The sequence below is a fragment of the Frischella sp. Ac48 genome (assembly GCF_019641635.1).
GTDB classification, from domain to species: domain Bacteria; phylum Pseudomonadota; class Gammaproteobacteria; order Enterobacterales; family Orbaceae; genus Frischella; species Frischella japonica.
In genome coordinates this window covers 366,037-377,480 of sequence record NZ_JAETXP010000001.1, presented here as the reverse complement: position 1 = coordinate 377,480, position 11,444 = coordinate 366,037, and the positions used below count along the sequence as shown (strand labels likewise).

At 35.8% G+C, this 11,444-nt stretch carries 9 protein-coding genes; 8 read left to right on the top strand and 1 reads right to left on the bottom strand.

Features of this window, described 5'->3' with window-relative positions:
• The first annotated feature begins 46 nt into the window (after positions 1-46).
• The 4 genes from JMI89_RS01755 (at position 47) to JMI89_RS01740 (ending at position 4,520) form a co-directional block, all read left to right on the top strand.
• On the top strand, positions 47-943 hold the full coding sequence (locus tag JMI89_RS01755) for a hypothetical protein (protein ID WP_187754889.1): 897 nt from the start codon (positions 47-49) through the stop codon (positions 941-943).
• Between the two features lie 37 nt (positions 944-980).
• Entirely contained in the window at positions 981-2,813 is a 1,833-nt protein-coding gene (locus JMI89_RS01750; RefSeq protein WP_220679167.1) for a hypothetical protein, read from the top strand.
• Positions 2,814-3,042: 229 nt separating this feature from the next.
• A complete protein-coding gene (locus JMI89_RS01745; RefSeq protein ID WP_220679166.1) occupies positions 3,043-3,309 on the top strand; it encodes a PAAR domain-containing protein in 267 nt (88 codons plus the stop codon).
• Positions 3,309-4,520, top strand: coding sequence for a hypothetical protein (locus tag JMI89_RS01740; protein WP_220679165.1), 1,212 nt, complete (start codon positions 3,309-3,311; stop codon positions 4,518-4,520). Before JMI89_RS01745 ends, JMI89_RS01740 begins: the two co-directional genes overlap by 1 nt.
• A gap of 737 nt (positions 4,521-5,257) precedes the next feature.
• On the opposite strand, the gene greB is transcribed toward JMI89_RS01740, so the two are convergent.
• The gene (greB, locus tag JMI89_RS01735; protein WP_220679164.1) at positions 5,258-5,734 is read right to left on the bottom strand and encodes a transcription elongation factor GreB; all 477 of its coding nucleotides are present in this window, start codon (positions 5,732-5,734) and stop codon (positions 5,258-5,260) included.
• A gap of 54 nt (positions 5,735-5,788) precedes the next feature.
• Between greB and JMI89_RS01730 the strand changes: the two genes are divergently transcribed.
• From JMI89_RS01730 to birA, 4 genes are all read left to right on the top strand, one after another.
• Positions 5,789-8,083 (top strand): Tex family protein, encoded by a 2,295-nt coding sequence (locus JMI89_RS01730; protein WP_220679163.1) that lies wholly within the window; start codon positions 5,789-5,791, stop codon positions 8,081-8,083.
• A gap of 12 nt (positions 8,084-8,095) precedes the next feature.
• A complete protein-coding gene (gene murB, locus JMI89_RS01725) occupies positions 8,096-9,112 on the top strand; it encodes a UDP-N-acetylmuramate dehydrogenase (RefSeq protein ID WP_187754895.1) in 1,017 nt (338 codons plus the stop codon).
• 89 nt (positions 9,113-9,201) lie between these two features.
• Positions 9,202-10,344, top strand: a complete 1,143-nt coding sequence (locus JMI89_RS01720) for an MFS transporter (RefSeq protein WP_220679162.1) — start codon at positions 9,202-9,204, stop codon at positions 10,342-10,344.
• Positions 10,337-11,314: a bifunctional biotin--[acetyl-CoA-carboxylase] ligase/biotin operon repressor BirA gene (gene birA, locus JMI89_RS01715; RefSeq protein ID WP_220679161.1), complete on the top strand. Its 978-nt coding sequence runs from the start codon at positions 10,337-10,339 to the stop codon at positions 11,312-11,314. The genes JMI89_RS01720 and birA overlap by 8 nt, the downstream gene beginning before the upstream one ends.
• The last annotated feature ends 130 nt before the right edge of the window (positions 11,315-11,444 follow it).

The following is an 11,444-nucleotide window of genomic DNA, read 5'->3' as shown; positions in this document are numbered from 1 at the left end:
ATAATTTACGGTTATACTGTGTATATAGGATAATTAAGGATAAAAAATGGGTTGGGAATCATGGCAAATACCGCAGGGATGGATAGATGCAGTGGGTCAAACAAAAGCTCAATTTGAGAATACGGCTAATCGCCAAATAGTAGAGCCACAAGTTGTCAAAGCTCAAATTAGAAAATTAAAGAATATTATCATACGAAGAATTCCCAAAAAAGGTCTGGTGGCTGGCCATTATTGGATTGAGATTATTCATCGCGATGAAGATGAAACGGATGATTTCATGAAACAAGCAAGAAAAAATAAGTTAACCGAAGCAAATATCACTTCTCTACCAATAAAAGCATGCACTAAAGCTAATGGTTTTCGAGAAAGTTATGGTTGGTATCCTGATAGTGGTGCATTTCATGTAGAAAATACATTTAACTCCAAAAGATGGATATCAGCAAAGGGCTATTTAAATGGTGATTGTGAGATCAGGAAAGCGAAAGATAAAAAACTTGATTTGACCTATCAACGTGATCGTGAAGCAGGAAGAAAGAAACAAAATAACGAACTATCAAGCCGACCATTTGATCCGCACCAGAATGGTCGACTGCATCCGGAGAAAATTGATTTTACGACTCATCCTTATATATTGTCAAATGATTCAAGGACTGAATTAGCAATCATCAATGATATTAGAAAGTTTGCAAAGGATTTTAAAGATGAGTGGAGCTGGAATGGTGATGGATATGATGAAACCAACTGCCATACTTTTTTGTTTTTATTATTGGCTCACTGTCAATTAGCCGATCCTGATTGTATCGGAAAGCGGTATGATAAACATTTCGAAGATTATAAAAAATCTTTGGATAGAAAAAAGCAAATTAAAGATGAAAAATTTGCTAAAAGAAAAATTTTGATCCAAAAATTATCGGATATGTCGAATCTGACTAAATCGGGATAATATTAACATTATGACAATATATAATAGTATGAAATCTATGAATAATATTATAAAAACGTGCTTGTTGGTGTGTTTAGTCTGGATATCCAATGCACAATCTATTTTTGCGGAGCTAACAGTGAATAACACAACAGAAATTATCAAACGTTTAAAGGAACAAGCAATCGAACCCAACAAAATCTATTTTCAATATGATTTTAATAATTTTATTAATAAAGATGACAGTTATCCTCAAAAAAATCTATTTTCATCATTAACAGCTTTAGAATCCAAGCCAGATATGCACTCTTTAGCCATTCAAAATATTTCTGAGATAACATTGAATGAAAATTACCAATATAGTGATGTATTAGAACGAGATCGAAATATTATCGAAATATTATATCCAACAGATCTTTTTCAGTTACTTGATGATGGAGTCTATTTTTATATTTTTAATGAGCATAATCAATTAATAAAAAAAGACACTTTTGCCGAGGTATTTGAGTTACCTTGTTATGTGCGAGTTGAGAAAAAAAATGGCATGGTTGTGAGTATTCAAAAAAGACCTTTACGTTCAATTACGCATTATACTTATGATTATTGGGCTAATAACAATATAAAACGCGCTATATTGGAAATGTATGATAATCATCATCAGGTTATTTATTTTGATGAGGTGTTTTTTGATGAAGCAGGAAGAAGAGTAAAAGGGGCAGAAAAAAATATTAACACAGGTAACACGGTTATCTACTCTTATATCAGGCAAGATGGTATTGAAAGGATTGAGGAGTATTTTGATGCTAAAGGGATTAAGACTAATCATGTAACTTATTATGAAAAATCACATCTTCCAGAAAACAAACGCCTAAATGAAAAAGGGGAGATAATTGAAATCACCCAGCAAAGACCAGCGGATATATTTGACTTTCAAAAAGATTTAGATGAATCCGTGCCTTATAATACACTTATAATGGATATCGAAAAAAGTGATGGTACGTTGACAAGAGCATTGTTTAAACGTGTTTTTGAATCAGATATGACAATATGGGACCTTGAAGCGATAAACCGAGCGAAATTTTTAGGAATTAAACCAAAGCAAGTTTATTATCATAAATTACCTTTTCCTGCATTCTTAGATGAACGTTATAAAAATTTCCCGCACCAAATGCCGTTAACATTAATTGAAGCAGAAAATCAAACTCCACAAACAGAATACAGCGAATTAATCAAAGTTGAGATTAGTGATAATTATCAATATAAAAAAATTATTAAAGAAAAGTGGCAACAATCACCGATTTCATTACCTGTGGAACAGTTTAAGTCATTAGAGAATGGGCTCTCTTTTTTTGTAATGGATGAGTCGGGTAAATTAAGTGAATTAAGTAGTGTAGAGCAAGCAGTTGAATTACCGCGCTATATTCGCATTGAAAAGGTTATGGGAAAAATTGTATCGATATTACAAAAAACATATATACAGCGACTAATAACTGAATTCGAATACAACGGTAATGAGCAAATAGGGAGTAAATTATTCACATTTAACCGTGATGTTATGCCTGATTTAATCATAGAAACGACATATGAGAAAGGAAATTATGTTCCGTTATCTCAAATAATAAAAAATGGAGAACATACTACAATTAGAACATTCATGCGCCATAAGGATGATGATATGTTTGGTATTATAGAAAAGTTTAGCAATCAAGGTGTTAAAACAAACCATATTGAAATATCCCAAAATGGAGCGGTAAAAAATCAATATTTGGGGGCTGATGGGAAAGTTTTGAACATTACAGATAGCTTTGATGACGAAAATAATCAGGGATCTTATGATGATTTATTATTTTATTCCGATGATTTCGAAATGGTCCGGCTAAGTAGCTTTTAATGATAGAGAAAATGGAACGAGACTTTATGATGAAAAGCGTTATGTGTTATGGAAAAATGCTTTAGCGATTAATGAGATCCTTAAATAAAAAGCGTTGATTGAAATGTAAAAAATTTATCATCACTTTCCAGTTGATGGTAATGTTAGTTGCTGGAGATCTGAAGTGATCGAGGATATTGAACATTCTCTGCTGTACTAATATTCAAACTAATTTATCAAGGACATATAGATGAAAGGTGTTATTCGACTTGGTGATTCAACGACGCATGGAGGTAAAGTCGTCTCAGCATCATCAACCCTTATTGTTTTTAATAAGGGAGTTGCTAGGGTTGGCGATATGGTAACTTGTCCTTATAAAGGTCATGGCGTTAACCCGATTATTGAAGGTGATCCTTTATTTAATGATCAAGGAAAACCAATTGCCTTTCACGGACATAAAACAGCATGTGGCTGTAAACTAATTTCGTCATTATCTAATTTTGGTATCAAAAAATAATGGCAATAGATTTTAAATTATTACCGGATGAAATACATTTGAAGAAACCGTTTCCTTGGTGGGGCTGGGGGATCGTTTTACTTATTTTCATGTTAGTTGGATTGATTGTCGTTATCTTGTTACAGTTAGATTCACAACTAGAACTCAGAGATGTGATAATGTGGGGTATGATTTTCCCGTTCATCAGTTGGCTATTAGTTGTTTTTTGTTGGATATTTGTTCGTGGTTTTAAAGAAGTCTATACCGAAAGATGTAATAAATTGCGTCAAGAACGCAAGGAAATGCTAATTGCTTATGGACAGCGCCCATTATATATCATTCATAATGAAATCAATTCTGAATTTGGAGTATTGCAGCATGCAGTAAAACTTACTGAGCAATTGGTTGCGTTAGAAGCTAGAATTCCATATAAGGGCGGTAATCCTATTTTCCATTCAAGATTACCATTACCTATCAATATATCTCCAAACCAGTTTGAAGAAAGAATCAAACTGATTTTTGACCATTTGAAGTCAACATCTTCTATGTTTTCAACAACACCGTTTGAGATTTTTCCTTTCCATGTGCGTTTATTTGTTGATGTCCCTATTTCATCTGAAAATATAGAGAAAATGTGGAATGATATTATTGAAAATACAGAAAATTTCGCAAGTTGGCAAATTATTGACCCAAGACAAGGTACTACTTTTTTGGATAGTTGGTTAGATAATAATGAGCATGATGATCAATTGCTTTGGTGTATTAGCCTACATTTATTTGAACATCCTAAACCTTATTATTCAGAGGCGATGACAAGCCTCATTTGCCTTGGGGGGAATATAATTAAAAATCAAAACATTATTAAATATATTACAATGAATAAAATTGAACTTGTTTCATTACATCGGACTGAAGAAGGTGATGATTTAGCTAATGTATTAGAGCATGCGCAAATATGGGGGAAAGCAGATAATACAGAATTATTTTCCTCTTTATGGTTAAATCAGCTATCTCCAGATAATCATGTCAATCTATTAGCAAAATATGGCGAGCAACAAGTATTAATGGAGCACATTTATGATATTGATAGATTATTTGGTATTGCTGGTAATAACAATTATTGGCTTTCTTTGGCATTAGCGGCTGAATATTGTAATGAGGCTAAAAATAAGCAGTTAATTGTTGGGCAAGAAGGAAATCGCTTTAATGCGACAATAGTTGCAAAATTATAAACTGTTTTTTATTCATCACGTTAATCTATTTTGTTACGTGTTCTGACAATTTCGGATATCCGACATATCAAATATTGTTGAAAAGTACATTACGTTAGCAACATTTTTTAAAGCGATAAAATTCATAATCTGTTTTAATAATATCGCGATGGTGTACTTGCTTATCGAGTAAGGCTATTATCATTTTTGATTGGTAAATAAAGTCGCCCGTTCTAAAAATACTAAATTTTGTTCCATGATAATATTAACGTGTTCATCTAGTTGGTTAATCAGCTCAAATAGCAATGCTGTCCTTTTTAGGAGAGAAATTTAAAAGATAATATAATCAATAGGTTATAATAACGATAAAAAGGGTTTTGAAAATAAAATACCCGTTTACCGTTGTTGCCAATGAAGTTTATTGTATATTGCGGTATCGTTTACTGCCGTGTTGGTAGTTAAATTAAAATCAGCGCTTATTACGTCGAGTGATTTTCGATTTTTAGCCTGGTGTGATCCTCAGGGATTCTCTATAAAACTACTGGATTGCCTTGATACACTATTCTGCATCTTTCTTAGATGCATTGGTGGCTAACTAGGTAGCAAAATGAAAAATATCGATTATCAAATAAAATGTTACATGCCCTTAAACAGGCACGCAGACATGTATAGCACGATATGAATAAAAGCTGACATCTTTAATATCAATTAAAATAAATCTTATCTAAAAGTAGAAACTAAAATTTATATCATAACACTCATTCATAATAACGTATCCCTAATACAGTATAATAAACTTGTCCATTGGGTGTCATGACGGTGATTTCGTCGTCAACTTTGTGACCAATTAGACTGCGAGCGACAGGACTATTAATTGAGATCCAGTTTTTTTTCGGGTCGAATTCATCAGCCCCGACGATACGATATACTTTTTCATTACCCTCATCATCCAATAGGGTTACCCAAGCACCAAAGAAGATTCTGCCTTCTTGCATGGGATTAGGGTCAACAATGGTAAGTTGGTCTAGACGTTTAGATAAAAAGCGGACACGGCGATCGATTTCTCGTAAGCGTCTTTTGCCATATATATACTCAGCGTTTTCACTGCGATCGCCCATGGCAGCAGCTTCAGAAACCGCTTGGGTGACTTTTGGTCGTTCTTCTTTCCAAAGATATTTTAATTCACGATCGAGTGCCAAATAGCCCTCTCTTGTTATATAATGACAGCTTGCCATAGTAATTTTATAACCTATTGATATTATTAAATTGAACAATTAAGAAATGCATTTATGATAAATACGCAAATCAGCCATATTATAGCGGGTGAACTGACCGTAAAACCAGAACAAGTTTTAGCTGCTATTACTTTATTAGATGAAGGCAGTACTGTCCCTTTTATTGCACGTTACCGTAAAGAGGTTACGGGTGGACTCGATGATACGCAATTGCGTACGTTAGATAGTCGTTTAAGTTATTTACGTGAATTAAATGATCGCAAACAAACTATTCTTAAATCAATTGTTGAGCAAGGTAAATTAACGCCAGAATTGGAAAAAACTATTACTAATACTCTAAACAAAACTGAACTCGAAGATCTGTATTTACCTTTTAAACCGAAACGTCGTACCCGTGGGCAAATCGCGATTGAAGCCGGTTTAACACCTTTAGCTGAGCGTTTATGGCAACAACCTAATTTGGATCCCGATACCGAGGCCTCTCAATATATTGATGCAGATAAAGGGATTACCGATACTAAAACTGCTTTAGATGGGGCACGTTATATTCTAATGGAACGTTTTGCGGAAGATGCTGCATTATTGGCAAAAATTCGCCACTATTTATGGAATAACGCGCATTTAGTATCGCAACTAATCACCGGTAAAGCGGAAGAAGGTGCGAAATTCCAAGATTATTTTGATCATCATGAGCGCATTGCCAAAGTACCATCGCATCGTGCGTTAGCTATGTTTCGAGGACGTAACGAAGGCATTTTACAACTGTCGTTAAATGCCGATCCGCTTTCCGAAGAGCCACCAAAAGAGAGCTATTGTGAGCAGATAATAACTGATCATCTAAACATCCATTTTAATGATCAACCTGCTGATAAATGGCGTAAAGCAGTGATCAGTTGGACATGGCGCATTAAGATTTTAATGCACATGGAGACCGATTTAATGACAACATTACGTGAACAAGCGGAAGAGGAAGCGATTAATGTGTTCGCAGCTAATTTGCATGATATGTTAATGGCTGCGCCAGCAGGTATGAAAGTGACTATGGGAATGGATCCGGGGTTACGTACCGGCGTTAAAATTGCTGTGGTTGATCAAACTGGCAAATTAGTAGCGACGGACACCATCTACCCTCACACTGGACAAACCGATAAAGCGGCTATGGTGATAGCTGCATTATGTATCAAATATCAGGTCGAATTGGTGGCAATTGGCAATGGTACCGCTTCACGCGAAACAGAACGGTTTTATTTGGATGTACAAAAACGTTACCCTGAGGTTAAAGCTCAAAAGGTGATTGTGAGTGAAGCTGGAGCATCGGTATATTCGGCATCAGAATTAGCAGCACAAGAATTTCCTGATCTTGATGTTTCGTTACGTGGTGCTGTATCAATTGCACGTCGCTTACAAGATCCACTGGCTGAGCTAGTTAAAATCGATCCAAAATCGATTGGGGTTGGGCAATACCAACATGATGTTAGTCAAAGTCAGTTAGCCAAAAAGTTAGATGCTGTAGTTGAAGACGGGGTAAATGCGGTTGGAGTAAATTTAAACACCGCATCAGTTATGCTACTCTCGCGCATTGCTGGTTTAAATAAAGTGATTGCGCAAAATATTGTTGATTATCGTAATGATAATGGACAATTTGCTGATCGTAAACAGTTATTAAAAGTCGCACGATTAGGACCAAAAGCATTTGAACAGTGTGCAGGATTTTTACGTATTATGGATGGTAAGAATCCGCTTGATGCTTCAGCAGTACATCCAGAAGCATATCCAGTGGTTGAAAGAATTTTAACCACCGTGCATAAACCCTTAAAAGAAGTCATGGGTGATGCGGTTTTGTTGCGGTCATTAAAAGCGGTTGATTTTACGGATGAGCACTTTGGTGTACCCACAGTAACCGATATAATTAAAGAGCTTGATAAGCCAGGACGCGATCCAAGACCAGAATTTAAAACCGCCCAATTTACCGAAAATGTGGAAACCCTAAATGATCTTAAAGTTGGTATGGTTATGGAAGGTGCCGTGACTAACGTGACCAACTTTGGGGCATTTGTCGATATCGGTGTACACCAAGATGGATTAATACATATTTCTGCTTTAGCGGATCAATTTGTTGAGGATCCCCGTTCAGTGGTGAAAACCGGCGATATTGTCAAAGTTAAAGTAATGGAAGTCGATATTGCACGTAAACGGATTGGTTTATCAATGCGACTAAATGATCAAGCTGTAGCAAATAAAAACAGTGATCAGCCACGCAAACCAGCGCAATCTAAACCGGTTAAATCGACTTCAGTGACCAATAGTGCCATGGGTAATGCGTTTGCTGAGGCATTTAAAAACAAATAAAAGGGCAGAATAATGAAATATCTGATTCCCAATACTTTTCATTTGCCAGTTTATGCTAAAGCTGTGGTAACAATTGACAGTACTGAACAGCTTTTAGCACATTATCAAACTGCGCAACAGCAAAATTGGCCTTTTTTAGTGATAGGTCAGGGGAGTAATACTCTATTTACAGAAAATTTTGCAGGTATGGTGATTATCAATCGAATTCGAGGTTACACCATTGAAGAACATGCAGATGCTTGGCGAGTTACTGTTGGTGCCGGTATGATTTGGCATGATCTTGTCAAAATGACAGTTGAACAGGCTATGCCAGGTTTAGAAAATTTAGCGATGATTCCTGGGTGTGTTGGTTCGGCAGCGATTCAAAATATTGGTGCTTATGGTGTCGAGTTTCAAAAGTTTGCTGATTATGTTGATCTGCTTGAATTATCGACCGGCAAATTAATTCGTGTTACCGATGGTCAATATGGTTATCGGGATAGTGTATTTAAATCACAGTATCTTCATGGTTATGTGGTCGTTAATGTAGGTATTAAGTTAGCTAAAGATTGGCAACCCGTATTAAGTTATGGAGAGTTAACTCAGTTCGATCCCGTTCAAGTCACAGCAAACATGATTTTAGAGAAAGTATGTGCAATTCGGTCGGCCAAATTACCAGATCCGCAGGTGCTAGGTAATGGGGGTAGTTTCTTCAAAAATCCAGTGATTGAAACTGCTCAAGCGCAAGCTATGTTACAAAATTATCCAAACATGCCATATTATCCACAAGCGAATGGTCAAGTTAAGTTAGCTGCCGGTTGGCTAATTGATCAGTGCGGTTTGAAAGGGTATCAATTGGGTGGAGCCGCGGTGCATGATAAACAAGCTTTAGTGTTAGTCAATAAACATCAAGCTACGTCACAAGATGTGATAGATTTAGCTCGTTTAGTGAGAAATCATGTTCAGCAAAAATTTGCAGTGGTCTTATCGCCAGAAATTCGTTTTATTGGTGCTTTGGCTGAATTAGATGCAGACCAATTACTTGGTTAATAATGAGAATGCTGTAACCCCATAATGAAGAGTGATATTGAACCTACAATTATGGGTTTTGATAATTGTTATGTTTTAGAGATATACACATGGGCCATCGATCCTATTCTTTTCCTCTTTTATTGATAAGTCTAGTATTTTTCACTATCTCTTTATCAACTTTGAATACTCAAGTTCCATTATGGTTAAAGCATAATGATTTTTCAATGTCGCAAATTGGTATTGTGGGGTCCAGTTATTTCATCGGTAACTTAGTTGGTGCAATGCTAGCAAATTGGTTAATCGGCAAATTTAATGCCAAAAAAACATATAGTGCAGTATGTGGCTTATTTATTGTTGCTACACTCGGTTTAAGTCTATCTATGGATGTGTATAGTTGGTCATTTTGGCGATTGATTATCGGGATAGCTTGTGCAATCACTTGGGTAATAGTGGAAAGCTGCATTTTAGTCACCGGTAGCATTCATAATCGTGGTAAAATGCTCGCAGCGTATATGACGACTTACTATTTAGGTACGGTGTTTGGGCAAGCATTGTTACGTTATTTCCCCAAAAATATACTCTATTTTGGCTTAGTCATTATGACATTAATGATGCTAGCTGTTTTTTTCATCTTATTGACGCATTACAAGTTGCCACATAGGAAAAGAAATAGTTTTAATCTGTTACCAATGATTTTACATAAACCGGCTCGTTTCGGATTAGTTGGCTGTGTGATTGCCGGTATGATTATTGGATCAATTTATTCGTTACTACCGGCTTATTATTCTTACTTAGGGTATAATGATCAAATGGTGGCAAATTGGATTATTTTATTGATTATATCCGGTGTAATAGCACAAACTCCCGTAGGTTGGTGTGCCGATAAATTTGGTAAAGCACGACTATTGTTGGTGGAAATGCTTATCGCTATAGTGGCTTGTTTATTATTAATTAGCCATCATTTTACCATTTTAGCCACGATATTTTTTGGTGCTGCGATATATACGGTCTATCCAATTGCAATGGCATGGGCATGCCAAACGGTGAAAAAACAAGATATTGTTGCTATGAATCAAGCCATGTTATTAGTTAATACCTTAGGGAGTCTGATCGCGCCAGCGGTTATTGCATTAGCTATGGATTGGTTAGGCATTCAATATTTATTTATCAGTTTTATGATAATTTCATTATATTTTGCTTGGTTATTGGCATGGAATTTATTAAAAAGTAAACGGAGTGACAATGCGTGATTTATCCAACCCACTTAAACTAATTACCCTATTATCTGATGGTGAATTTCATTCTGGTGAAGAGCTTGCAATTGAATTTGGCATCACGCGAGCAGGCATAAATAAGTATATTAAGTTAATTAAACAATGGGGATTAGAGATTACTTCGACCCAAGGAAAAGGTTATCAATTAGCTTATCCTATTGATTTGTTAATGATTGATAAAATTGAACAATATTATAGAACCTTCTCGCATTCTGCACTCGATTTTGAAATATTACCAGTAATTGATTCTACGAATCAGTATTTATTAGACAAAATTGGTGAATTGCAATCGGGTTTTGCTTGTGCAGCTGAATATCAACAAGCGGGTAGAGGTCGGCGCGGACGCCAGTGGTTCTCACCTTTTGGTAGTAATCTTTATTTCTCAATGTACTGGCGCCTTGAGCAGGGCCCTGCAGCAGCGATGGGACTGAGCTTAGTTATTGGAATTGTTATTGCTAATGTGTTGCGTCAATTGTCAGGTCAAGAAATTAAGGTTAAGTGGCCGAATGATCTTTATCTGAATGATAAAAAGCTAGCGGGTATATTAGTTGAATTAGCTGGTAAAACCGGTGATGTTGCACATGTCGTGATGGGATCGGGAATTAATTTAATGATGCATAACCCAGATCACGATATTGTCAATCAAGCTTGGGCTAATCTAGGATATATTGATCGCAATTTACTAGTCGCCAATTTATTAAATCAACTTCGAGAAGCAATGTGCTGTTTTGAACAGCAAGGGTTGCATGCATTTATTGATGAATGGATGCTGTTAGATAATTTTGTTGGGCGCCCTGTTAAGTTACTGATTGGTGACAAAATTATTAAAGGGATTGCGCGAGGGATTAATGATCAAGGTGCTTTACTCTTAGAACAAGATGGTCATATAACACCATATATTGGTGGCGAGATATCGTTACGGGCAGATCATGTATCAAAGGACTGATTTTCAAATTGCTTTATGCGATTGTTCTTATCAGTAGGCAAAAATTTGTTTACTGAACATAGGATTAATGTTACTAACTTATCTTCAATGTTTATAGATCACTTTATAATCTGACTTAATGAACAAACTC